We start from the raw sequence: 23,952 nt of genomic DNA, 5'->3' as shown, positions 1-23,952 counted from the left end.
GCCGCTTGCGCGCCGATCAGAGCAGCAGCAGTGCTCCGATCAACGCCGGCGGCATCACCAGCGCGCCGACGCGCAGGAAGTCGAGCGCGCTGACATGCTCGCCTTCGCGACGCAGCGCCACCAGCCACAGCATCGTGGCCAGCGAGCCGGTCACCGACAGGTTCGGGCCCAGGTCCACGCCGATCAGCAGTGCGGCACGGGTCTGTGCGGGCAGTTCAGCCATCTGGCCCAGCGAACCGGCGGCCAGGCCGATCGGCAGATTGTTGGCCACGTTGCTCAGCAGCGCGGCCGCGCCACCGGCCAGCCAGCTGGCCTGACGGGGAGATGCCTGCGCCACGGCCTGCAGTGCGCTGGCCGCGCTCTGGATGATACCGGTCTGCGCCACCGCTTCCACCAGCACGAACAGTCCCGCCACCAGCGGCAGCACGCCCCAGGACACGTGGCGCAGCAGTGGCAGCGGGCTGCGCCGCTGGCGGATCGCCACCACCGCCACACTCAGCGCGCCCGCGCAGAACGTGGTCAGGCCCAATGGCCCGTTCAAGGCGGACGTGACCAGCAACACGGTGCCGGTGAACAGCACGCCCAGTGCGCTCAGCCGGCCGCCGTCGGTCAACGGGCGATGTGCCGGCGCGGCCACCAGCGGCTGGGCGATCTCGCGCCGGTGCACCCAGCGCAGGACCAGGTAGGTGGCACCGATCGCCGCCGCCGACGGCAGCGCGAACTGCGCCAGCCACTGCAGCAGCGGCGGCATGTGCTGGCCGTACACCACCAGGTTGGCCGGATTGGAAATGGGCAGCACGAAGCTGGCCGCATTGGCGATGAAGGCACAGACGAACAGGTAGGGCAGGGGATTGGCGCGCGCCGCCTTGCAGGCGGCGTAGACCGCCGGCGTCAGCACTACGGCCGTTGCATCGTTGGACAGGAACACCGTCACCAGCGTGCCGACCAGGAACACCAGGTCGAACAGGCGTCGCCCGGATCCGCCCGCATGCCGCACCGCGTACAACGCCAGCCAATCGAACAGGCCTTCGCGCCGCGCCAGTTCGGCCAGCACCATCATGCCGACCAGGAACAGGTAGACGTCGCGGCCTTCGGCCACTGCGCTCCATGCGGTGTGCAGCGACACTGCGCCCAGCAACGGCAACAGGGCAGCAGCGCCCAGCGCCCACACATATTCGGGGATGCGGAAAGGACGGAACAGCAGACCGAGGGTGGCAACGGCGACCGCTGCCCAGATCACGAGGGGGGCTTGGGGGGCGAGCATGGAGTGGGGCTTCAGCGGCACCTGCAGCGACCCCGGCGCAGGGGGGGGGGGGCCTGGCGCGCGCGATCAGCGGATGGGCGGCCGCTGCAATCATCGCAGGTTCCGGGTCGCCGCATCATACCGTGCGGCGCGGCATGGCGACCGCTGCAGTCGACCGCGCTGCAGGTGGGCCGGTGCGGCGCCAGCCCACGTTCAGCACTCAAGCACGGCATGACTTCAGGCACTGCAGTGTGACTACACATGTAGTCAAGCTGCACACACACACACACTCATTGGACGAGATTGCGATGCCAAGATCCTGCTGGTTGTCCTGCGCCCTGGCCCTGGTGTTCGGCATCGCCGGGCCCACCCAAGCGGCGATGCGTGCCGAAGCCCTTGCCGCGATCGAGCGCAACGCGCGCGCCGCGCATTCCGATGCGGTCCTGGTGATGCACGACCGGAAGACGCTGCTTGAGCTGAAGCCCGCCGCGGGGCAGGAATCGGTTCACCTGATGTCGGCCACCAAGTCGGTCGTCGCGCTGGCCATTGCGTTGCTGCTGGACGAAGGAAAGCTGGCTTCGATCGATACGCCGGTCAGCCAGATCTATCCCGAATGGAAGCAGGGCAGGAAGAGCGCCATTACCGTGCGCATGCTGCTGGACCATACCTCGGGCCTGCAGAACGTGGCGAACGCGGGCGAAGAGCTGGAAGGGGCCCCGGACCTGGTCAGGCTGGCACTGGCCGCCGAGCTGAGCGATGGCCCAGGTACCGTGTTCTCCTACAACAACAAGGCCACCAACCTGCTGCCCGGTATTGTCGAGCGCCTGGCAGGCGAGCCGCTGGATGCCTATCTGGACGCGCGCCTGTTCAAGCCCCTGGGCATTGCCCACTACACCTGGATGAAGGATGAGGCAGGCACCCCGCTGGGCATGGCCGGGCTGTCCCTGCGCGCGGCCGATCTTGCCGCCATCGGGCAACTGTTGCTGGACGGAGGCGTGGCGCCGGATGGCAAACGTCTCCTGAGTGAGCAGTCGGTCGCGTTGATGACGACCGAAAGCGCCCGTGCGCCAGATGTTGGGCTACTGTGGTGGCGGGTACCGGCCTGGGAACGCTACCAGCTCAAGCCCCGGCTACGGGATCTGCTGGTGAAAAGGGGCGTGGACGACGACGTACAGCGCGCACTGCAGGCCAGCGCAGGGCGAGTATTCGAAAGCCGCAGCACGCTGGTCGCCTTCCTCGCCGATCAACTGGGCGCGGACTGGTCCCAGCGCTACGGCAGCCAGATCTCCGCGCGAGGGCTGAAGCTTGCCGATCTCTACGACATCACACGGGGGCCGGTCGTCGGCTTTGCCGCCAACGGCTACCTGGGCCAATACCTGATGATCGTTCCGGAACAGCGTGTCGTCGCAGTGCGCCTGATCCACCGGCGCGAGAGTCACAACGCTCCACAGGACGACTATCCCTCCTTCTTCGCCGATGTCCTGCAGTTGGCGCGGACACTGCAATAGGCCCTGTCGCCATCATGTCCACACGCGCTGAACATCTTCCTGGAGCGTTCTTCACTGGCATGCCGCCTAAAGTGGGATGACATCTTGGCCGCACACCTACTGAAGCATGTTTGATTATCAGGACTGGACCTTCCACGCCAATGGCCGAACGGTAGTGGCGCGGGTAGCGCTGGACGGTGAAGGTGGCGGCACCATCAATCGCTACCAGCTGGTGCCGGGACCGGCACAGTCGGGGTTGTGCATCAAGGTCGCCTCCCAGGACGAGGCCGCGCAGAAACTGGAGGCCGAAGTGACGAAGCTGCTGGGACCGGTGTGGTAGCCACTACGCCATGCCGGCCGCGCATCCGCATGTTGACGGCGGCATGACCGGCCCGGGCAACGGGCATCGCGCCGGATGCCCGTTGCATGAGGACGCCTACTTGGGCATCAGCACGGTGTCGACCACGTGGATGACGCCGTTGGACTGGCTGACATCTGCAGTGCTGATGCCTGCCTTGCCACCCTTTGCGTCGATGATCCAGAGCTTGCCATCGTGGAGCGCCACGGTGAGAGGCTCACCCTGCACGGTCTTGAGGGTGGCCTTGCCGCCGTGCTTGCGGGCATCGGCCAGAAGCTGCGCCGAACTGTAGCTGCCCGGGACGACGTGGTAGGTCAGGATCCGGGTCAGCTGTGCCTTGTTTTCCGGCTTCACCAGCGTATCGACAGTGCCTGCAGGCAATTTGTCGAAGGCCGCATTGGTGGGCGCGAAAACAGTGAAGGGCCCGGCGCCGTTGAGGGTGTCGACCAGGCCGGCTGCTTTGACCGCTGCAACGAGGGTGGTGTGATCCTTGGAATTGACGGCGTTCTCGACGATGGTCCTGGTGGGGTACATCTCTGCCCCGCCCACGATGACGGCGTTGGCGGCGAAAACTGAGGAGCCGGACGAAACGAGTAGGGCGAAGCCGACTGCGGCGGCGATGCGCTGAAGAGCGTTCACGGTGCGTTCCTTTCTGGATGACCCGCAAGTGCGGGCATCCTTCCTACGTCAGGTGCGCCTGACCGGATGCAGCAGCAGCCGGGTCATGAGCTGTGCCGCGCGCTGCTGGTTTGCTGCGCTGCATGGTGACAAGCGCGAACCGGGGTGATTACTCTCCGCTGCAACGCGATGGTAGCGCTACCAGTCGGACGGGGATCCAAGGTCCAGGGGCTGCCTTCTTTGCCGCGTGTTTGTCCTGGCAGGCTTGAAAAGCAAGTGTAAGTCGCGGCGTGCCCGAGCACCCGTGCTGTTCGGTTTGGAATGCGGGCCACGCCCGTGCGTGCCCCTGGGAGGGGGCGGTACATCCATTCGATCGTATGTCAGAGGGGACTTTCATGAGCACTTGCAGTTTCCGCGGCACCCTGGCCCCGAGGTCCGGTTCATGAGCCGCGCATTGGCGAAGTTCCGGTCCCGGGCCATGTTCACCTTCGTGGGTGGCGCCCTGGTCATCAATCCTGCCTTTGCGCAGGACGCAGCACCGGCGACCGGGCAGCAGCCGCAGAGCCAGTCGCAGCCCACCCAGCTCGACGCAGTGCAGGTCACGGGCATACGCAACAGCCTGAGCCAGGCCATGGACATCAAGCGCGACTCGGCGGGCGTGGTCGACGCGATCAGCGCCGAGGACATCGGCAAGTTCCCCGATACCAATCTTGCCGAATCGTTGCAGCGCATCACCGGCATCTCCATCGAGCGCCGTGACGGCGAGGGTGCGCAGGTGACCGCGCGTGGCTTCGGCCCCCAGTTCAACATGGTCACGCTCAACGGTCGGCAGATGCCGGGTGCCGATGCATTCGGTGCCTCTGGACAGGTCGCCATCGGCGGTGTCGACGGCGGCACCCGCGCCTTCAATTTCGCGCAGCTGGCCGCCGAGGCCATCAATGGCATCGAGGTCTACAAGACCAGCCAGGCACAGGTGCCCAGCGGTGGCATCGGCGCGACGATCAATATCCTGACCTCGCGCCCGCTCGATCACGCCGGCATCGTGGCCAACGCCGGGGCGAAGCTGGTCTCCGACCAGAGCCAGCCGTTCGACAATGACCTGACACCGGAGCTGTCGGGCATTTTCAGCTACAGCAATCCGGAAAAGACCTTTGGCGTCAGCCTCAGCGCGAGCCAGCAGAAGCGCAAGGGCGGCTCGGTCCAAGCCACGGAGAACTACTGGAACGTGCAGCCGTGGACGGGGTCGATGCCGGGCAACCCGACCGTGGTCAATGCCCCGGCCGTCGGCCAGCTTTACGCGCGGCCCAACGACCTGCGCTACGCGTTCTCCGAATTCGAACGCGAACGCGTCAACGGCCAGGCGGTGCTGCAGTTCGCACCGACGGACAGCCTGACCCTGACCGTGGATTACACCTACTCGACCAACGAAATCACCGAGAATCGTGGCGAGCAGGGCATGTGGCTGCAGAACAGCAACTACACCAACGTCGAGTTCGACACCAGTGGCGCCGTCGCGACGCCGGTTTACATCCGTGAAATCGCCGGCACCAAGGATTTCGGCCTGGAACAGCAGCGCAGCATGCAGGAGTACAAGCTGGGCTCGCTGGGCTTCAACGCCGTCTGGAATGTCAGCGACCGCTTCAAGCTCAGCTTCGATGCGCACAACTCGAAGAACGAGAGCCGCCCGAATGATCCGCTGACCGGCGGTGGTTCGATCTTCATGAGCATCGCCGGCACCAACAACTGCACCCGTGGCCCGCATTGTGGCGGCTCCTGGGTGCAGGAATTGAACTTCAACAATGGCCTGCCGGTTGGCACCCAGGTCTGGTATCCCAGCACCGCCGATGCGCTCGCCGGGACCAATGGCGTGGTCAATCCGGGCTTCCAGGAAGGCGAGGTCGGCACGCAGGTGCTGCGCGTCAACGCGCAGACCCAGATCAGCGAGATCAAGCAGGCGCGCGTCGATGGCGAATGGAACTTCGACCACGGCCGCTTCCAGTTTGGCGTGGACACCAACAAGTCCACCACCCACCGCATCCAGGCCGCCGAGGCCTATTCGACCCTGGGCGACTGGGGCGTGGCCAACGTGGACCGGGATACCGCCGCAGGCCTGATGGACCTGCTGCAGCCGGTCAGCATCGTCGGCCTGTTCGACGACTACAGTGCCAACAGCTGGCCCGCCTGGCGCGGCAATGCCGGGCAGCTCGCGCAATGGGCATCGCGCGAGTACGGCGTCGGCCTGGGTGTGAACCCGCAACGCGCGGCCGACAACTTCGTGGAAGAGAAGACCAAGGCGGCGTACTTCCAGGTGGAGTTGGACGGGGAGCTGGGTGGCATGCGCACCAACACCCGCCTGGGCGTGCGCTATGAAACCACTGACGTGGTGTCGACCTCGGTCATTGCCATCCCCGAGTCCATCGAGTGGCAGGCCAACAACGATTTCCGCATCGTGCTGTCCGATGAGCAGCAGCCCTTCACGGAGAAGGCGCGGTACAGCTACATCCTGCCCAACCTTGATTTCAGCATCGACTTCACCGAGGAGCTGAAGGGCCGCGTTTCGTTCGGCAAGAGCATCGCCCGCGCGCCGTACGGCAATCTCTATGCGGGACCCGGGGCCCAGCAGCCGTTCGGCTCGGTGCTGATCGATCCCTCGTCGCGCGCCAGCGGAAATTCGCAGAACCCGAGCCTGAAGCCGTTGGAATCGGACAACCTCGACCTGGGGCTGGAGTGGTACTTCGCCGACGCCAGCTATGTGTCATTGACCTACTGGAACAAGTCGGTCAGCAACTTCATCGGCAACACCGTCGTGCAGGAAAGCCTGTACGGCCTCACCGACCCGACCTCCGGGCCGGATGCGCGGGCGGCGTTGGACTTCCTGACCAGCGGCGCCTGCGTCGCCCAGGTCGGGCCGGCCAATGCCGCTGCCTGCTCGGCCAACGACACCTCGCTGTTCACCGCACTGGCGTTGCTGCGCAACAATCCCGCCGGGCTGGGTGCCTACAACGGCACCGATGCGCAGGTGCTGGCCACCGAAGCGGCCTACGATCTGTATGGGCAGGCCAACGATCCGCTGTACCAGTTCAACGTCAATCGCCCGATCAACCAGAACAAGTCCAAGCTGCACGGCTGGGAGCTGGGCGGGCAGTACTTCTTCGGTGACACCGGGTTCGGCGTACTGGCCAACTACACGGTGGTGAAAGGTGATGTCGGCTACAACAACGGCGGCGATCCGGGTATCGACCAGTTCTCGCTCACCGGCCTGAGCGACACCGCCAACGCCATGCTGATGTACGAGAAGTACGGGTGGTCGGTGCGACTGGCATGGAACTGGCGCGATCAGTACCTGATCCTGGCCAACCAGGGCTCCAGCCGCAATCCGTACTATGTGGAGCCGTACGAGCAGTGGGATCTCAGCGTCAACTACGCGCTCGATGACCACTGGTCCTTCAGCCTGGAGGCGATCAACCTGACCGGTGAGGATGTGCGGTGGCGCTCGCGCACGTCGCAGATGATTGTCAAGCTGGCAGACCAGAGCCCGCGCTACATGCTGGGCGTCCGCTACAAGTTCTGAACCTGGTTGCCGATGCGTCCGGCACGGCACCGCTGCCCGCCAGCGGTGCCGTGCCGGGACGGTGTCGCCGCACCTGTCGCGCCTGCGCTACCCTGCCGGCCAGCAACCCGCATTGGACTGGATACCCTGATGGCCCGCTACGAAATGCTCAACAACATCGCGCATCGGGACCTGAAGGTCGCCACCGGATTCGGGCCGCAGTTCGGCGATGCGGTGGGCATGGTGCCGGCCTATCCCAGCGAGTTCGCTGAACTGCAGCGTGAGTATCCGATCTTCCTGCGCAGGGAAACCGGGTCAGAAGCGTGGCAGTCCGTGGCCCTGCTGGGTTTCGAACAACACGAGAACCTGTTCCTGCAGGACGGGCGCTGGAATGCCTCCTACCTGCCTGGTGCGGCCGCCAAAGGGCCGTTCCTGATCGGGTTCCAGGAGCACTACGTGGATGGCCTGCTCACCCAGGATGCGGTGATGCACGTGGACCTGGACCATCCGCGCGTCACCGCCGGCGCCGGTGAGCCGGTGTTCCTGCCGCAGGGCGGCAACACGCCCTACCTGGACCACATCGCCGGCGTGCTGCGCGGCATCCACGAGGGCAGCGCGTACGCGGCCGCAATGTTCGCGATGCTCGACGACTGCGGCCTCATCCAGCCGGTCACGCTCGACGTGCAGATCGCGCCGCACCACCGGGTGAGCGTGAGCGGATTGCACGGCATTGACCGCGAGCGCCTGGCGGCGCTGGACAGTTCGCGCCTGGCTGCGTTGAACCGCGCCGGTTACCTGGAAGGTGCGTACCTGATGCTTGCCTCGCTGCATAACATGCGCCGCCTGATCGCCGAGAAGCAGCGCCGCCTCCGCGTCCAGGACGGCACCGCGCAGGCGGTCAGGAACTGACCGGTGCACGCCCGCCTGCCGATGCGGATCCTGGAAGGCATCGATCCTGCCGCCTTGCCATTGGCTGACCTGGTGGAGGCCGGTGAGCCGGTTGTACTGCGCGGCATCGCCAGCGGTTGGCCGCTGGTCCAGGCCGGACTGGGCGGGGTGCAGGACGCAATGGCGTACCTGTGCAGCGTCGATGCGGGTGCGCCCATCCAGTACTCGTTCGGCGGCCCCGAGATCGCAGGCCGCCCGTTCTACAGCGCGGACTTCACCCGGCTGAACTTCGAAGTGCGGCGTGGCGGTCTGGCCCAGGTGCTGGAAGAGATCGCCACGACGCTGCATGCGCCTCGGCCGCCAACCTATTACGTGGCCTCGCTGCCGATCGAGCGGGCACTGCTGCCGGCATTCGCGCAGGCCAACGACGCCGGGCTGGCGAAGCAGGGCATCGACGCCACCGCCAGCATCTGGATCGGCAACCGGGTGACGGCCTCGTGCCATTTCGACACACCCGACAACCTCGCCTGCTGCGCGGTGGGGCGGCGTGAGTTCACCCTGTTCCCGCCCGCCCAGATCGACAACCTCTATCCGGGCCCGCTCGATCCCACGCCGGGCGGACAGGTCGTCAGCGTGGTGGACTTCGAGCGCCCCGACTTCGATCGGCATCCACGTTTCCGCGAGGCGCTGGCGCATGCACGCACCGCGGTACTTGGACCCGGCGATGCGATCTTCATTCCCAGCATGTGGTGGCACTATGTACGCAGCCTGGAGCCGTTCAACGTGCTGGTGAACTACTGGTGGCGAAGCTCGCCGGCCTGGCTGGGGTCGCCGCTGGCGGCGCTGCAGCACGCGATGTGGTCCGTGCGCGACCTGCCAGCGCGTGAGAAGCAGGCCTGGGAAGGGCTCTTCCGTTACTACGTATTCGGCCCCGGCGAGCGCGCGGGGCAGCACCTGCCTGACGCCGCGCGCGGGGATCTGGCACCGTTCGACGAGCAGCGCGCCCGCCGCATGCGCGCGATGCTGCTGGGCAGGCTCAACCGTTGAGAGAGGGCACCGCGTTGGATACCGAAAGCACGCCTGCAGGGCGCATCCGCAAGGTGGTCATTGCCGGTGGCGGTACAGCGGGATGGCTGGCCGGCTGCGCGCTGGCGCATCAGTTCCGTGACCAGCTGCAGATCACGCTGGTCGAGTCCGAGCAGATCGGCACGGTCGGCGTCGGTGAGTCCACCGTGCCGCCGATCCGCACCTTTCATCGCTTCCTGCAGATTGACGAGCAGGAGTTCCTGCGCGCGGTGGCCGGCACCTTCAAGCTGTCGATCTCGTTCGAGAACTGGCGGCTGCCGGGGGATCGCTTCTTCCATCCGTTCGGCACCATCGGCCATGGCACCTGGGCGGCCCCCTTCCATCACTTCTGGCTGGACAGCCTGCGCCGCGGCATGCCCTCGGACCTGGGCGACTTCTGCCTGGAGAGCATCGCGTCGCGCGGCGACCGCTTCTCGCTGCACACCCAGCCGCAGGCCAGCTATGCGTATCACTTCGATGCCAGCCTGTATGCGCGGTTCCTGCGCGGCAGGGCCGAGGCCAACGGCCTGCGCCGGATCGAAGGCAGGATCGCCCAGGTCAGGCAGCACGCGCACGACGGCTCGGTTCAGGCGCTGGTACTGGACGACGGCCAGGTGATCGAGGGCGATCTGTTCATCGACTGCACGGGGTTCCGTGGCCTGCTGATCGAGCAGGCGCTGGGCACCGGCTACGAGGACTGGCACGAATGGCTTCCGTGCGACCGGGCCGTGGCGGTGCAGACCGAAGCGGTGGCGCCGCCGGTGCCCTATACCCGGGCGATCGCCCACGAGGCGGGGTGGCGCTGGCACATCGCGCTGCAGCACCGCGTTGGCTGTGGGCTGGTGTATGACAGCCGCCATCTGTCTGATGACGAGGCCGCCGCGAAACTGCTGCGCGATGCAGGGGCTCCACCTTTGCGCGACCCATGGAACGTGCCGTTCCGCAGCGGGCGCCGGCTGAAGGCCTGGAACAGGAACGTGGTGTCGCTCGGGCTGGCCAGCGGTTTCATCGAACCGCTGGAGTCGACCAGCATCCATCTGACGATCAGCGCGGTGGTGCGCCTGATCCAGTTGTTCCCGTTCGACGGCATCAGTGCGTCGCTGGTGCAGTTGTACAACGATGTCAGCCGCCAGGAAATGGAGCACGTGCGCGACTTCATCATCCTGCACTATCACGCAACGCAGCGCACCGAACCGATGTGGAAGGCGTGTCGCGAGATGAGCGTGCCCGGATCGCTGCAGCAGCGGTTGCAGGCGTGGCGCGAGCGTGCGCACGCCTGGCAGGACCCCGGCGAGCTGTTCCGCATCGAGTCCTGGACCAGCGTGCTGCTCGGGCAGGGCATTCCGCCAGGCCCGCCGCATCCGCTGGCGCGGGCAGTGAGCGACGCCGATCTGCGCACCCTGTTGAAGGGCATCCAGCAGCCGGTGCAGCAGGCCGCCGCGCAGATGCCGACCCAGGCGGAGTTCATCGCGCAGTACTGCAGGTCCGGCGTTGACGTGTGGCGTTCGACGGCAGCAAACGCATAGCAGGTTTTGCGTTGCAGCACGCTTTTTCTGCTGCAGCTGGTTACAGTGCGGGAACACCGCAGGCGATGACGCATGCGGTGGCAACGAGGGGGCCGGACACCACGCCCCCTTTTTGAGTCCACGGAATGTTAGCGCTACCTTTTTGTTGATTGGAGGCGGTTTCGATGGGTCTGGTTGCAGGGATCGATGCAGGGACGCAGAGCCTGAAGGTGCTGGTCTACGACCCGCAGGCGCAAGCGGTGGCCGCCGTCACCAGCGCGCCGCTCACGCTGGACAGCGGTGCCGACGGCAGCCGTGAACAGGCGCCTGCCGACTGGGGGTCGGCCCTGCGCGACTGCTTTGCCAGGATCGACCCCTCGCTGCGCGCTCGCATCGTCGCACTGGCGGTATCGGGGCAGCAGCATGGGTTCGTGCCGGTTGATGATGCTGGCGAGGTACTGGCGCCGGCCAAGCTGTGGTGCGACACCAGCACCTCGGCCGAATGCATCCAGATCATGGACGCCGTGGGAGGATTCCAACGGACCATCGCGCTGGCGGGCAACCCGATCCTGGCCGGCTACACAGCGTCCAAGCTGCCCTGGACCCGGATCCACCGTGCCGACGCCTATGCGCGGCTGGCGACCATCCTGCTGCCACACGACTACCTGAATTTCGTGTTGACCGGGCAGCGGTTCTGCGAGCTTGGCGATGCGTCCGGAACCGGCTGGCTGGACGTGCGCACACGCACCTGGTCGCAGGAACTGCTGCGCGCCACCGATCCTGATCGTGATCTTGCCGCCTGCCTGCCGCCGATCGCCGCACCCGACGCCCTGTTTGATATCGCGCCGAAGGCCGCGGCCGCGCTCGGGCTTGCAGCGGCGGTGAAGGTGGCCGTTGGCGGCGGCGACAACATGATGGCCGCGATCGGCACTGGCTGCGTCACCGAAGGACGCCTGGCGATGAGCCTGGGAACGTCTGGAACGCTGTTCGCCTATTCCAGCGCGCCGGTGATCGACGCGGACGGCGCCTGGGCCGCGTTCTGCTCGTCCACGGGAGGATGGCTGCCGCTGATCTGCACCATGAACTGCACCGTGGCGACCGAACAGGTGGCCCGTGCCTTCGGCTTCAGCACTCGCGACGGCGATGCACACCTGCGCGCGACGCCACCGGGAGCAGGCGGGCTGGTGATGCTGCCCTTCCTCAATGGCGAGCGTACGCCGGACCTGCCGTTCGGCAAGGGTGTGCTGGCCGGCCTGGAAACCGCCAACTTCACTCCGGCGCACCTCTACCGCGCCGCCATGGAGGGCGCGACCTACAGCCTGAGGTACGGCTACGACGCCTTCGTCCGCGCGGGCATGCAGTTTGATCGCATCGTACTCACCGGCGGTGGCAGCAACAGCGCTGCCTGGCGTCAACTGGTGGCCGATGTGTTCGGCCTGCCCGTGGAGGTCCCGGTGCAGGCCGAAGGCGCGGCGTTTGGAGCGGCGCTACAGGCGCTATGGTCGCTCGCCCGATCGCAGGGCAACGCCACTTCGATCAGCGACATCACCGCACGGCACGTCACCGTCGATCCCACGCTCTCCGCGCGCCCGGATCCGGACCGCAGCGATGCCTATGCACGGGCCTACGCACGCTTCCTCAGTCATCTTGATGCCATCACGCCGCTGCAGCGCGGCTGATGGCGCCTCCACGACACCCCGTACAACGACAGGAGCACGCACCATGAGCACGCAGCCCTTCATCGGCGCCAAGGAGTACTTCCCCGGCATCGGCCGCATTCCGTTCGAGGGCAAGGGCTCGGACAATCCGCTTGCCTTCAAGGTCTACGATGCAAATCGGGTCATCGGTGGCAAGACCATGCAGGAGCATCTGCGCTTTGCCGTGTGCTACTGGCATACCTTCTGCAATGCCGGGCACGATCCGTTCGGCCCGGGTACCCGGCAGTTCCCGTGGGAGGCGGGCTCGCCGCTGGCCACGGCCGAAGCGAAAGTGGACGCGGCGTTCGAGTTCTTCACCAAGCTGGGCGTGCCGTACTGGTGCTTCCACGATATCGACCTGGCGCCGGATGCCGACGACATCGCCCAGTACCAGAAGAACCTCACGCACATGGTGGGCCTGGCCAAGGCGCGCCAAGAGGCCACCGGCGTCAAGCTGCTGTGGGGCACGGCCAACCTGTTCTCGCACCCGCGCTACATGAACGGTGCATCGACCAATCCCGATTTCGCCGTGGTGGCCCGCGCCGCGGTGCAGGTCAAGGCCGCCCTGGAGGCCACGGTCGAACTCGGTGGCGAGCACTACGTGTTCTGGGGCGGGCGCGAGGGCTATGCGTCGCTGGCCAATACGCAGATGAAGCGCGAGATCGAGCACTTCGCACGCTTCCTGACCATGGCCCGCGACTATGGCCGCAGCATCGGCCTGAAGGGCAACTTCCTGATCGAGCCCAAGCCGATGGAGCCGATGAAGCACCAGTACGACTTCGACAGTGCCACGGTGGTGGGCTTCCTGAAGGAACACGGGCTGGACAAGGACTTCAAGCTCAACATCGAGGCCAACCACGCCACGTTGTCCGGCCATACCTTCGAGCACGACCTGCAGGTCGCGTCCGATCATGGCCTGCTCGGCAGCATCGATGCCAACCGCGGCAACGCGCAGAACGGCTGGGACACCGACCAGTTCCCCAGCGATCTGTACGACACCGTGGGCGCGATGCTGGTCGTGCTGCGCCAGGGTGGGCTGGAGGGCGGGTTGAACTTCGATGCGAAGGTGCGCCGTGAGTCGACCGACCTGGAGGATCTGTTCATTGCCCACATTGGTGGCATGGACGCGTTCGCACGCGGCCTGGAGGTTGCCCATGCACTGCTGACCGAGTCTCCCTGGGAGCAATGGCGCAAGGAGCGCTACGCAAGTTTCGACAGTGGCGCCGGCCAGGAGTTCGAGCGTGGCACGCTCAGCCTGCCGGACCTGGCGGCACTGGCCGCCCGCCTCGGCGAACCGCGCCAGGCCAGCGGCAAGCAGGAGCGTTACGAAAACCTGCTCAACCAGTACCTGCTGCGCTGAGCGCGGCAACGGCGCACTCAAGGGGACGGGGATGAACCAGGCAGCAGGCAGCGGTGAGAACACGCGGCTGATCGTACTGATCAGCGTGGTGGCGACGATTGGCGGTTTTCTGTTCGGCTTCGACAGCGGCGTGATCAACGGTACCCAGGATGGCCTGCACCAGGCGTTCCGGTCCGGTGAGTGGATGCAGGGGTTCGAGATCGCGTCGATGCTGCTGGGCTGTGCGGTGGGCGCGTTCAGTGCAGGCCGGCTGGCCGACCGCTTGGGCCGTCGCAACGTGCTGATCCTGTCGGCAGTGATGTTCCTGCTGTCGGCACTCGGGGCCGGGGCGGCGGTGTCGTCGGGCTGGTTCATTGCCGCGCGGGTGGTGGGTGGATTCGCGGTCGGCGCGGCCAGCGTGATCTCGCCGGCCTACATTGCCGAGGTCGCTCCGGCCCGCTATCGCGGCCGACTGGCTACGGTGCAGCAGATCGCCATCATCACCGGGCTCACCGCTGCCTTCCTGTCCAACTACCTGCTGGCGGCTGCAGCGGGCGCGTCGACCGAACCGCTGTGGGGTGGGCAGGCCGCCTGGCGCTGGATGTTCTGGATGCAGGCCGCGCCATCGCTGCTGTTCCTGCTGCTGTTGCTGACCATTCCTGAGAGCCCGCGCTACCTGGTGGTGAAGCGGCGCAAGGACGATGCACTGCGGGTGCTGACCCGGCTGCTGGGTAGCGACAAGGCCCGCGCCACGCTCGAGGAGATCGATGCCTCGTTGTCCAACGACCATCATCGCCCTCGACTGTCCGACCTGAAGAGCCGGGCGACCGGGCGGATCCGCCCGATTGTCTGGGTCGGCGTCGGGCTGGCCTGCTTCCAGCAGCTGGTCGGCATCAACGTGGTGTTCTATTACGGCGCCGTGCTGTGGCAGGCGGTCGGCTTTTCCGAAAACGACGCGCTGCTGATCAACGTGCTGTCCGGCGCGCTGAGCATCGGTGCCTGCGTGGTCACGGTGCTGCTGATTGACCGGATCGGCCGCAAACCCCTGCTGTGGTTCGGCTCGGCCGGGATGTCGCTGTCGCTTGCACTGGTGGTGGTGGCGTTTGCCAGCGGTTCGCTGGCCGACGGGCATCTGCAGCTGCCCGGCCGCATGGGCACGCTGGCACTGGTGGCGGCCAATGCCTACGTCGTGTTCTTCAATCTGTCCTGGGGACCGGTGATGTGGGTGATGCTGGGCGAGATGTTCCCGAACCAGATCCGCGGTTCGGCACTGGCAGTCGCCGGCGCGGCGCAGTGGACCTCCAACTTCGTGGTCACGGTGACGTTCCCGATGCTGCTGGCCGCGGCAGGGCTGGCGGCCACCTACGGCATCTACCTGGTGGCTGCCGTGATCTCGGTGATCTTCGTCGTCCGGCATGTGCACGAGACCAAGGGCAAGGAACTGGAGCAGATGGAAGGATGAGCATCGTGACATCGCAGACCTTCGTAATCCGCAGCGGCGCGCTGGTCGCCGCACTGATGCTGGGATTGCTCGGCTGCCGCGGCCAGGACCGGGCTGCCGCCGCCGCAGCCACCGACAAGGATCCCTGGCCGGAGGTCATCTGGCCCCTGGCTGCGGACCCGGCGCTGGAGAAGCGCATCACCGACCTGATGGCCGGAATGACGGTGGAGGACAAGGTCGGCCAGCTGGTGCAGGGCGACATCGCCAGCGTCACTCCAGATGATGTGCGCCGCTACCGGCTCGGCTCGATCCTGGCCGGGGGCAACTCCGATCCCGGTGGCCGCTATGACGCGTCGCCGGCCGAATGGCTGGCGCTGGCCGACGCCTTCTACGACGCCTCGATGGACACCTCGAAAGGCGGCAAGGCCATTCCGCTGCTGTTCGGCATCGATGCCGTGCACGGGCAGAGCAACATCATTGGCGCCACGTTGTTCCCGCACAACATCGGGCTGGGCGCCACGCGCAATCCAAAGCTGCTGCGGCAGATCGGTGACATTACCGCGCTGGAGACCCGCGTCACCGGCATGGAATGGACGTTCGCGCCGACCGTTGCCGTACCCCAGGATGATCGCTGGGGACGCACCTACGAAGGCTACTCCGAATCGCCGGACGTGGTGGCCAGCTATGCCGCCGCCATGGTGGAGGGATTGCAGGGCAGGGTGGGAACGCCGGAGTTCCTCGATGGCCGCCATGTGATCGCCTCGGTGAAGCACTTCCTCGGTGATGGCGGCACCACCGACGGCAAGGACCAGGGCGACACCCGCATCAGTGAGCCGGACCTGGTGCGCATCCACGCCGCCGGATATCCGCCGGCAATCGCCGCCGGCGCGCAGACCGCGATGGCGTCGTTCAACAGCGTCAACGGTGAAAAGATGCATGGGCACCGGTACTACCTTACCGATGTACTCAAGGGCCGCATGAACTTCGGTGGCTTCGTGGTGGGTGACTGGAATGGTCATGGACAGGTCAAGGGCTGCACCACCACAGACTGCCCGGCCACCATCATCGCGGGCCTGGACATGGCGATGGCCTCGGACAGCTGGAAGGGGTTCTACGAGACGACGCTGGCTGCGGTGAAGGATGGGCGGATCACGCCGCAACGCCTGGACGATGCGGTGCGCCGGATCCTGCGGGTCAAGTTCCGCCTTGGGCTGTTCGAGGCCGGCAGGCCATCCACGCGGGCCGTCGGCGGGCAGTTCGCACTGATCGGCGCGCCGGCACATCGCGCGGTCGCCCGGCAGGCCGTGCGCGAATCGCTGGTCCTGTTGAAAAACCAGGACCACGTCCTGCCGCTGTCGCCGAAGCAGCGGATCCTCGTGGCCGGCGACGGAGCCGACGATGTCGGCAAGCAGGCGGGCGGCTGGACGCTCAACTGGCAGGGCACCGGCACCAGCCGCAGGGACTTCCCCAACGCGGACACGATCTACGAGGGCATTGCGCGCCAGGCCAGCGCGGCGGGTGGTGAAGCCGTGCTTGCCGTTGACGGTCGCTATGCAGTGAAGCCCGATGTGGCGGTGGTGGTGTTTGGCGAAGACCCCTATGCCGAGTTCCAGGGAGACCGGCCGACGCTGGCCTACAAGCCCGGCAACGAAACGGACCTGGCGCTGCTCAAGCGGCTCAAGGCCGAAGGCATACCGGTTGTTGCGGTTTTCCTGAGCGGGCGGCCGCTCTGGGTGAACCGGGAAATCAATGCCGCCGATGCCTTCGTGGCTGCATGGCTGCCGGGCTCGGAAGGCGCCGGCATTGCCGATGTACTGCTGCGCGGAAGCGATGGCCGCGTGCAGCACGATTTCAAGGGCAAGCTCAGTTTCAGCTGGCCGCGCACCGCCACCCAGTACGCCAACAACGTGGGCCAGAAGGACTACGATCCGTTGTTTGCGTTCGGCTTCGGCCTGACCTACGCCGACAACGGCGACCTGGCCGCGCTGCCGGAGGCATCGGGCTTGACCGGCAACGAGGGCGCGACCGGCGTGTTCTTCGCCCGCGGTGATGCAGGCCCCGGCATGGCGCTGCGCCTTGAGCAGGCCGCAGGCCAGGGCCTGACCGTGACCCGCGTGCCGGATGCATTGCCCCATGATCGGCTGAAGATCACCGGCGTGGATCATCTGGCGCAGGAGGATGGACGACGTCTGGCCTGGTCGGGCAATGGCGAAGCCGCCGCGGCACTGCAGTCGCACACGGCGTTGGACCTGCGGCGTGAATCGAACGGCGACCTGATGCTGCTGACCACGCTGCGGGTCGACTTTGCGCCGCAGGGTGAGGTGTGGCTGTCGGTCGGTTGCGGCGTGGGCTGCTCGGCACGCATCGCCATCGGGCCGTCGCTGGCGGCGCTTCCACAAGGCCAGTGGAAGCGCGTTGGCGTGCCGCTGAAGTGCCTGGCCAAGGCGGGCGCCAAGCTGGACGCGATCGACCGACCGTGGTCAGTGGTGACGGGCGATGCGATGACGATTTCCGTATCACGCGTCGCGCTGGGCGCACTGAACGAAGCCGAGGTCACCCTCGGATGCGGTACATGATGCCTCCGCTACCGCTACCGGGGCGGCGCGGCTACCGAACCGCGTGCGATCAGCCGATGCGGCATCACATGATCGCGCAGCACCGTTGCGTCCCCCGCCGGACGGCGGATGGTGCGCAGCAGGATGTCGACGGCCGCGTTGGCCATCGAGGCGATGGGCTGGTGGATCGTGGTCAGTTCCGGCCATACGGTGGTGGCGGCCGAGGTGTCATCGAAACCCACGACCGACAGGTCGCGCGGCACTTCCAGCCCGCGCCGGTGCGCGACGGAGATGGCGGCGGCGCCCATGTCGTCGTTGCTGGCGAAAATCGCGGTCGGTGGGCGGCGTTGGGACAACAGCTTTTCGGCGGCAGCCAGGCCGGACCGGTAGGTGTAGTCACCGTGCTGGACCAGGCCGGGGTCCACCGCCAGCCCGGCCTCGCGCAGGGCGGTGACGAAGCCGTCGTAGCGGAGCGCACTGGCGCTCAGGTCATCGCGCCCACGGATGAAGCCGATGCGGGTGTGTCCCTGCCGGAGCAGGTGCTCGGTCATTTCCCTGCCCGCACTGAAATCGTCGATGCGGACGCAGGACAGGGCCTCGCTCAGGCGCCCCGATGCGATGGCCACCACTGGAATGCCAGCCTTGACCAGTTCGCTTACGGCGGCCTGCGATTCGCACAGGGGCGGCGGCAGGATCACCCCGTCGACGCGTCCGGCGAGCGCGCGCGCCGCCCTGCGTTCGGATTCGGCATCCAGGTTGTCCCAGTAGTCGATGACCAGCTGGATGGCGGAACTGGAGGCGACGCGCAGCAGGCCCACCAGCAGTTCGCGCAGGTAGGCGCCGCTGGGGTTGGTGTAGATCAGCGCAATGCGCGTGTGCTGTGCGGCGGCCAGCGAACTGGCGGCAAGATTGGGCGTATAGCCCAGCTCACGCACGGCGCGCAGCACGCGCTCGCGGGTGACGTCGCGCACCTTGCCCTGGTTGATCACCCGCGACACGGTCATCGGCGAAACGCCGGCAAGGGCCGCAACCTCGTCGATCGTCACGCCTGCGGTTCTGCGGCGAACCGATTTCTTCGGCTTGTCCAATGCACGATCCCTTTGTTCTTGGTGGCGCTGCCGCGGGGGTGCGAAGGACGATGATGCGCTGCCCCGGGCCCGGACGTAGTCTACAAAGGCGCATGTTAACGCCCTTGTTGCGTGCTGTCGGCACGCGCCTGTGGGCCGTGGTCGTGCTGCTGGCCTGTGCTGGCGTGGCGCGGGCGGAGGATGGCTACGGGCTGTGGATGCGCTACCAGCCGATTGCCGCAACGGTCGCTGCCGATTACCGGCGGCAATTGGCCGAAGTGGTGGCCCCGGATGGCACGCCGATGCAGCGCGCTACCCGCGACGAGCTTGCGCGCAGCCTCCCTGGATTGCTGGGAACGGCGCCGCCAATGCGAACGGCAATCAGTACTGACCATGCCCTGGTGCTGGGTACGCCGCAGTCTTCGGCGCTGGTCGCCGCGTTCGGCAACGAGGTTGCCACGATGGGCGACGAGGGCTTCCTGATCCGGCGGGTCCGGATCGAGGGGCGCGATGTACTGCTGGTGGCGGCACGCCGGGATGTCGGCGTGCTGTATGGCACGTTCCATCTGCTGCGCCTGTTGCAGCGTGGCATGCCGCTGCAGGGGCTGGACGTGCGGGAGTCGCCGCGGGTCGCACTGCGTGTGCTCGACCATTGGGACAACCTGGATCGTTACGTCGAGCGTGGCTATGCAGGCAGCTCCCTCTGGGACTGGCAGACGTTGCCGCAGTGGCGTGACCCGCGCTACACCGACTACGCCCGTGCCAACGCCTCGCTCGGCATCAACGGCACCGTCCTCAACAACGTCAACGCCAGTGCGCTGAGCCTGTCGCCGGCCTATCTGGCCAAAGCCGCCGCGCTGGCCGACCTGTTCCGCCCCTATGGCATCCGGGTCTACCTGAGCGCACGCTTCAGTGCGCCCATCGAGCTCGGCGGCCTGGCGACGGCTGACCCGTTGGATCCCGGCGTGCGGCGCTGGTGGCGCGACAAGGTCGATGAGATCCATGCGCGCATTCCGGATTTCGGCGGCTTCCTGGTCAAGGCGAACTCGGAGGGGCAACCCGGCCCGCAGGATTACGGTCGTTCCCATGCCGACGGCGCCAACCTGCTGGCCGACGCGCTGGCACCCTACAACGGCGTGGTGATGTGGCGGGCCTTCGTGTATTCGCACGAGGTTCCCGAAGATCGCGCCAAGCAGGCGTACAGCGAGTTTGTCGGGCTGGACGGTGCCTTCCGCCCCAACGTGATCGTGCAGGTGAAGAACGGCCCAATCGACTTCCAGCCGCGCGAGCCGTTCCATCCGCTGTTCGGCGCGATGCCACGCACGCCGCTGATGATGGAACTGCAGATCACCAAGGAATACCTGGGTTTTGCGACGCACCTGGTCTACCTGGGAACGCTCTACGAGGAAGTGCTGCAGGCCGACACCCATGCCCGCGGCGAGGGCTCCACGGTTGCCCGCGTGATCGATGGCTCGCTGGAAGGCCACGCACTGACCGGTATTGCCGGCGTCGCCAACATCGGCGTGGACCGCACCTGGAGTGGCTCGCACTTCGACCAGGCCAACTGGTACGCCTTCGGCCGGCTGGCCTGGAACCCGCAGCAATCCGCGCGCGCGATTGCCGAAGACTGGGCAGCGTTGACGTTCTCGCCCGACCCGCAGGTGACCGGCCCGATCGTGCGGATGATGATGGACTCGCGCGAGGCGGCAGTGGACTACATGACGCCGCTGGGCCTGCACCACCTGATGGCACGCGGCCATCATTACGGTCCCGGCCCCTGGGTGGACGGAGGCCCACGTGCGGACTGGACGTCGGTGTACTACCACCGCGCAGACAGCCAGGGCATCGGTTTTGACCGCAGCGCCGGCGGAAGCAACGCCGTGGGCCAGTACGCCCCGCAGGTCGCCGAGGTCTATGGCGACCCCGAGCGGGTGCCCGAGTCGCTGCTGCTGTGGTTCCATCATGTGCCGTGGGATCACCGCATGCGCTCGGGCAGGACGCTCTGGGATGAGCTGGTCGGGCGCTATTCGCGGGCGCTTCGAGGCGAGCACCGCGATGACCCCGCCAGCTTCCGGAGTTGCCGCCGGTCTGGCGGCGTTCCAGAGCGAGGCGTACTGGTACTTCCTTGGCGTTCGGGACCTTGGCGGGGGGCGTCTCTCGCTCTTCCTCGAAGCGCGCGACGGTGGCCGCAGCACGCGGACGCTGGCCAGCCGTGAAGTACCGGTGCCTGCAGCACTGCGCCTGAAGATTGCCGGCAACGAGGGCGACTATGCGTTCTCGTTCGACACTGGCGATGGGCAGGGCTGGCAACTGCTCGCAGGCGAGGTGGACGGCACCGTCCTGAGTACGGACCGGGCAGGCGGCTTCGTGGGCGCACTGCTGGGTCCTTTCGCGCGCGACGAGCGCAACGGGAGAAGCAAATGAGGCTGTCGATTTCGTCCAAGGCCCGCCGCCATACCTGGCGCGGTGGGATCGCCCTGTTCGTACTGACCTGTGTGGCGGCCGCCGCATCCGCAGCCGCGCCGCGGCCCTGGCTGGATGTTTCGGCCAGCTTCGAGCAACGGGCCGCGGCACTCGTCGCGCAGATGACGCTGGAAGAGAAGGCCGCGCAGATGCAGAACGCCGCGCCGGCGATCGAACGGCTGGGGGTACCCGCCTACGACTGGTGGAACGAGGGACTGCACGGCGTCGCACGGGCAGGGCAGGCCACGGTGTTTCCGCAGGCAATCGGCCTGGCCGCGACCTTCGATGTACCGTTGATGGGGCAGGTGGCCACGACCATCAGCGACGAGGCCCGCGCAAAGCACCACCAGTTCCTCCGCGAAGGCGCGCATGGCCGATACCAGGGCCTGACCTTCTGGTCGCCGAACGTCAACATCTTCCGCGACCCGCGCTGGGGGCGCGGACAGGAGACCTACGGCGAGGATCCCTACCTCACCGCGCGCATGGGCGTGGCCTTCGTACGCGGCCTGCAGGGCGACGACCCGGTCTACCGCAAGCTGGACGCCACCGCCAAGCATCTGGCCGTGCACAGCGGACCGGAGGCCGACCGCCATCACTTCGATGCACGGCCCAGCCGGCGCGACCTGTATGACACCTACCTGCCGGCGTTCGAGGCGCTGGTGAAGGAGGGCGAAGTGGATGCGGTCATGGGCGCCTACAACCGCGTGTACGGCGAGTCCGCCAGTGCCAGCCGTTTCCTGCTGCACGATGTGCTTCGACGCGACTGGGGTTTCAAGGGCTACGTGGTCTCGGACTGCTGGGCCATCGTCGATATCTGGAAGCACCACCGTATCGTCACCACGCGCGAAGCCGCTGCGGCGCTGGCGGTGAGGAACGGCACCGAGCTGGAATGCGGCCAGGAGTACGCCACGCTGCCTGCCGCAGTGCGCCAAGGGCTGATCAGCGAGGCGGAGATCGACGATGCGGTGACCCGCCTGTTCACCGCACGGATGCGCCTGGGCATGTTCGATCCGCCGGAGCGGGTGCGCTGGGCGCGCATTCCGGCCTCGGTGAACCAGGCGCCGGCCCATGATGCGCTGGCCCTCAAGGCCGCGCAGGCATCGCTCGTGCTGCTGAAGAACGACGGCATCCTTCCACTGTCGCGCGACATCAAGCGCATTGCCGTGGTCGGACCCACTGCCGACGACACCATGGCACTGCTCGGCAACTACTTCGGCACACCGGCGGCGCCGGTGACGATCCTGCAGGGCATACGCGAGGCGGCCAAGGGCGTTGAAGTGCGTTATGCCCGCGGCGTCGACCTGGTGGAGGGCCGCGACGATCCCGGCGCCACACCGCTGATCGAGCCGACCTACCTGCGGCCCTCGGCGGAGTCGCCCGAGCGCGGCCTGCGCGGTGAGTACTTCCGCACGCCCGACCTGTCCGGCACTCCGGCCCTGGTGCGTACCGACGCGCAGATCGGCTTCCGCTGGGACCGCGGCTCGCCGACCGACAACCTGCTGGCACGCGGCGAAGCGGCACCGGGGCAGGGGATTCCCAACGACCGCTTCAGCATCCGCTGGAGCGGCCAGCTGCTGCCCCCCGTGTCCGGTCGCTACCGGCTGGAGGTGGCCGGCGATGATGGCTACCGCCTGTATCTGGACGGCAAGCGCGTGATCGATCACTGGGTGAACACGGATCGCCTGCATGCCGAGGGTGTCGAACTCGACCTGCAGGCCGGGCGTGCTTATGACCTGAAGCTGGAGTACTACGACGACCAGCGCGATGCCGGCGTGCGCCTGGGCTGGCGCATGCCCGGCGCCAAGGCACCGTTCGATGAAGCGCTCGATGCCGCACGCGATGCCGATGTGGTGGTGTTCGTTGGTGGACTCACCGGCGATGTCGAAGGCGAAGAGATGACGGTCAACTACCCGGGCTTTGCCGGTGGCGACCGTACCGACCTGCGACTGCCCGCGCCGCAGCGCACCCTGCTGGAGGCCCTGCACGGCACCGGCAAGCCGGTGGTGATGGTGCTTACCGGTGGCTCGGCCATCGCCGTGGACTGGGCGCAGGCGCATCTGCCGGCGATCCTGATGAGCTGGTACCCCGGGCAACGCGGCGGCACCGCAGTCGGTCAGGCGCTGTTTGGCGACGTCAATCCCGCCGGCCGTTTGCCGGTCACGTTCTACAAGGCCGGCGAAGCGATGCCGGCATTCGACGACTACGCCATGGAGGGCCGCACCTATCGCTACTTCCGCGGCCCGCCCCTGTATCCGTTCGGTCACGGTCTGTCGTATACCCGATTCGACTATGGAACGCTTCGCCTCGATGCAGACAGCCTCCGCGCCGATGGCCGCCTGGGCGTGGCGCTGGATGTGACCAACGCGGGCACCCGCAGCGGTGACGAAGTGGTGCAGCTGTACGTGCGGCGCGAGCACGCTGGCAGCGGCGACGCCGTGCAGGAACTGCGTGGCTTCCAGCGCGTCCAGCTGGCCCCGGGCGAACGCCGCACGGTGACGTTCACCCTGGAGGCGGCGCAGGCCCTGCGCCACTATGACGAAGCGCGCGCGGCGTACGCGGTGCAGCCCGGTGCCTATGAGGTCAGGGTGGGGGCGTCCAGTGCCGATATACGTGCGCAGGGCAGGTTCACCGTGGTGCCCGCGCATGACTGATCATCCCCGCCGGCATCGATTCCGC

General features: G+C 66.9%; 15 protein-coding genes and 1 pseudogene. 13 read left to right on the top strand and 3 right to left on the bottom strand.

Annotation, left to right across the window (positions count from 1 at the left end; all coding sequences use genetic code 11):
- Nucleotides 1-16: 16 nt before the first annotated feature.
- The gene (locus tag AC5P6A_RS04770; RefSeq protein WP_180876888.1) at nucleotides 17-1,264 is read right to left on the bottom strand and encodes an SLC13 family permease; all 1,248 of its coding nucleotides are present in this window, start codon (nucleotides 1,262-1,264) and stop codon (nucleotides 17-19) included.
- Nucleotides 1,265-1,569: 305 nt separating this feature from the next.
- On the opposite strand from AC5P6A_RS04770, the gene AC5P6A_RS04765 reads away from it, so the two are divergent.
- Together AC5P6A_RS04765 and AC5P6A_RS04760 are read left to right on the top strand one after the other, a co-directional pair.
- Nucleotides 1,570-2,751 carry a serine hydrolase gene (locus AC5P6A_RS04765; protein WP_180876923.1) on the top strand — a complete coding sequence of 394 codons (1,182 nt, stop codon included), beginning with the start codon at nucleotides 1,570-1,572 and terminating at the stop codon, nucleotides 2,749-2,751.
- A 106-nt stretch (nucleotides 2,752-2,857) separates the two neighbouring features.
- Nucleotides 2,858-3,070 carry a hypothetical protein gene (locus AC5P6A_RS04760; protein WP_010485683.1) on the top strand — a complete coding sequence of 71 codons (213 nt, stop codon included), beginning with the start codon at nucleotides 2,858-2,860 and terminating at the stop codon, nucleotides 3,068-3,070.
- 96 nt (nucleotides 3,071-3,166) lie between these two features.
- Here the strand turns inward: AC5P6A_RS04760 and AC5P6A_RS04755 are convergent, their stop codons facing one another.
- Entirely contained in the window at nucleotides 3,167-3,727 is a 561-nt protein-coding gene (locus AC5P6A_RS04755) for a fasciclin domain-containing protein (protein ID WP_111101944.1), read from the bottom strand.
- A 421-nt stretch (nucleotides 3,728-4,148) separates the two neighbouring features.
- Between AC5P6A_RS04755 and AC5P6A_RS04750 the strand changes: the two genes are divergently transcribed.
- The 8 genes from AC5P6A_RS04750 (at nucleotide 4,149) to AC5P6A_RS04715 (ending at nucleotide 17,767) form a co-directional block, all read left to right on the top strand.
- Nucleotides 4,149-7,277 carry a TonB-dependent receptor gene (locus AC5P6A_RS04750; protein ID WP_346714840.1) on the top strand — a complete coding sequence of 1,043 codons (3,129 nt, stop codon included), beginning with the start codon at nucleotides 4,149-4,151 and terminating at the stop codon, nucleotides 7,275-7,277.
- Between the two features lie 129 nt (nucleotides 7,278-7,406).
- Nucleotides 7,407-8,165: a SapC family protein gene (locus AC5P6A_RS04745; protein WP_111098460.1), complete on the top strand. Its 759-nt coding sequence runs from the start codon at nucleotides 7,407-7,409 to the stop codon at nucleotides 8,163-8,165.
- 3 nt (nucleotides 8,166-8,168) lie between these two features.
- Entirely contained in the window at nucleotides 8,169-9,191 is a 1,023-nt protein-coding gene (locus tag AC5P6A_RS04740) for a cupin-like domain-containing protein (RefSeq protein WP_346714839.1), read from the top strand.
- Between the two features lie 14 nt (nucleotides 9,192-9,205).
- Nucleotides 9,206-10,735 (top strand): tryptophan halogenase family protein, encoded by a 1,530-nt coding sequence (locus AC5P6A_RS04735; RefSeq protein ID WP_233654111.1) that lies wholly within the window; start codon nucleotides 9,206-9,208, stop codon nucleotides 10,733-10,735.
- Nucleotides 10,736-10,899: 164 nt separating this feature from the next.
- Nucleotides 10,900-12,393: a xylulokinase gene (gene xylB, locus AC5P6A_RS04730; RefSeq protein ID WP_346474236.1), complete on the top strand. Its 1,494-nt coding sequence runs from the start codon at nucleotides 10,900-10,902 to the stop codon at nucleotides 12,391-12,393.
- 43 nt (nucleotides 12,394-12,436) lie between these two features.
- Complete coding sequence (gene xylA / locus AC5P6A_RS04725) at nucleotides 12,437-13,771, top strand: xylose isomerase (RefSeq protein WP_346474237.1); 1,335 nt, start codon at nucleotides 12,437-12,439, stop codon at nucleotides 13,769-13,771.
- Between the two features lie 31 nt (nucleotides 13,772-13,802).
- Nucleotides 13,803-15,212: a sugar porter family MFS transporter gene (locus tag AC5P6A_RS04720; protein WP_010485699.1), complete on the top strand. Its 1,410-nt coding sequence runs from the start codon at nucleotides 13,803-13,805 to the stop codon at nucleotides 15,210-15,212.
- Nucleotides 15,209-17,767, top strand: a complete 2,559-nt coding sequence (locus AC5P6A_RS04715) for a glycoside hydrolase family 3 protein (protein WP_495222251.1) — start codon at nucleotides 15,209-15,211, stop codon at nucleotides 17,765-17,767. Before AC5P6A_RS04720 ends, AC5P6A_RS04715 begins: the two co-directional genes overlap by 4 nt.
- 14 nt (nucleotides 17,768-17,781) lie before the next feature.
- Here AC5P6A_RS04715 and AC5P6A_RS04710 read toward each other — a convergent pair whose 3' ends face one another.
- Entirely contained in the window at nucleotides 17,782-18,834 is a 1,053-nt protein-coding gene (locus AC5P6A_RS04710; RefSeq protein WP_171953080.1) for a LacI family DNA-binding transcriptional regulator, read from the bottom strand.
- A gap of 92 nt (nucleotides 18,835-18,926) precedes the next feature.
- On the opposite strand from AC5P6A_RS04710, the pseudogene AC5P6A_RS04705 reads away from it, so the two are divergent.
- The 3 genes and pseudogenes from AC5P6A_RS04705 to AC5P6A_RS04695 all read left to right on the top strand — a co-directional run.
- Nucleotides 18,927-20,852 (top strand): annotated as a pseudogene (locus AC5P6A_RS04705) (alpha-glucuronidase family glycosyl hydrolase); the annotation flags it as partial.
- Nucleotides 20,776-21,237 carry a beta-xylosidase family glycoside hydrolase gene (locus AC5P6A_RS04700; RefSeq protein WP_495222250.1) on the top strand — a complete coding sequence of 154 codons (462 nt, stop codon included), beginning with the start codon at nucleotides 20,776-20,778 and terminating at the stop codon, nucleotides 21,235-21,237. The pseudogene AC5P6A_RS04705 and the gene AC5P6A_RS04700, both read left to right, overlap by 77 nt.
- Entirely contained in the window at nucleotides 21,234-23,927 is a 2,694-nt protein-coding gene (locus tag AC5P6A_RS04695) for a glycoside hydrolase family 3 protein (protein ID WP_346714837.1), read from the top strand. Before AC5P6A_RS04700 ends, AC5P6A_RS04695 begins: the two co-directional genes overlap by 4 nt.
- Nucleotides 23,928-23,952 lie beyond the last annotated feature (25 nt).

The sequence above is a fragment of the Stenotrophomonas sp. YJH_SMC_20 genome (assembly GCF_059367845.1).
The sequence above is the reverse complement of the archived record's forward strand: the minus strand, read 5'-3'. Positions and strand labels throughout refer to the sequence as shown.

Excerpts from the sequence above, each read along its gene's own strand:
- AC5P6A_RS04750 (WP_346714840.1), top strand. The coding sequence starts at position 4,149 with ATGAGCCGCGCATTGGCGAAGTTCCGGTCCCGGGCCATGTTCACCTTC.
- AC5P6A_RS04720 (WP_010485699.1), top strand. The coding sequence starts at position 13,803 with ATGAACCAGGCAGCAGGCAGCGGTGAGAACACGCGGCTGATCGTACTG.
- xylB (WP_346474236.1), top strand. The coding sequence starts at position 10,900 with ATGGGTCTGGTTGCAGGGATCGATGCAGGGACGCAGAGCCTGAAGGTG.
- AC5P6A_RS04760 (WP_010485683.1), top strand. The coding sequence starts at position 2,858 with ATGTTTGATTATCAGGACTGGACCTTCCACGCCAATGGCCGAACGGTA.
- AC5P6A_RS04715 (WP_495222251.1), top strand. The coding sequence starts at position 15,209 with ATGAGCATCGTGACATCGCAGACCTTCGTAATCCGCAGCGGCGCGCTG.
- AC5P6A_RS04700 (WP_495222250.1), top strand. The coding sequence starts at position 20,776 with ATGTGCCGTGGGATCACCGCATGCGCTCGGGCAGGACGCTCTGGGATG.
- AC5P6A_RS04745 (WP_111098460.1), top strand. The coding sequence starts at position 7,407 with ATGGCCCGCTACGAAATGCTCAACAACATCGCGCATCGGGACCTGAAG.
- AC5P6A_RS04695 (WP_346714837.1), top strand. The coding sequence starts at position 21,234 with ATGAGGCTGTCGATTTCGTCCAAGGCCCGCCGCCATACCTGGCGCGGT.
- xylA (WP_346474237.1), top strand. The coding sequence starts at position 12,437 with ATGAGCACGCAGCCCTTCATCGGCGCCAAGGAGTACTTCCCCGGCATC.
- AC5P6A_RS04770 (WP_180876888.1), bottom strand. The coding sequence starts at position 1,264 with ATGCTCGCCCCCCAAGCCCCCCTCGTGATCTGGGCAGCGGTCGCCGTT.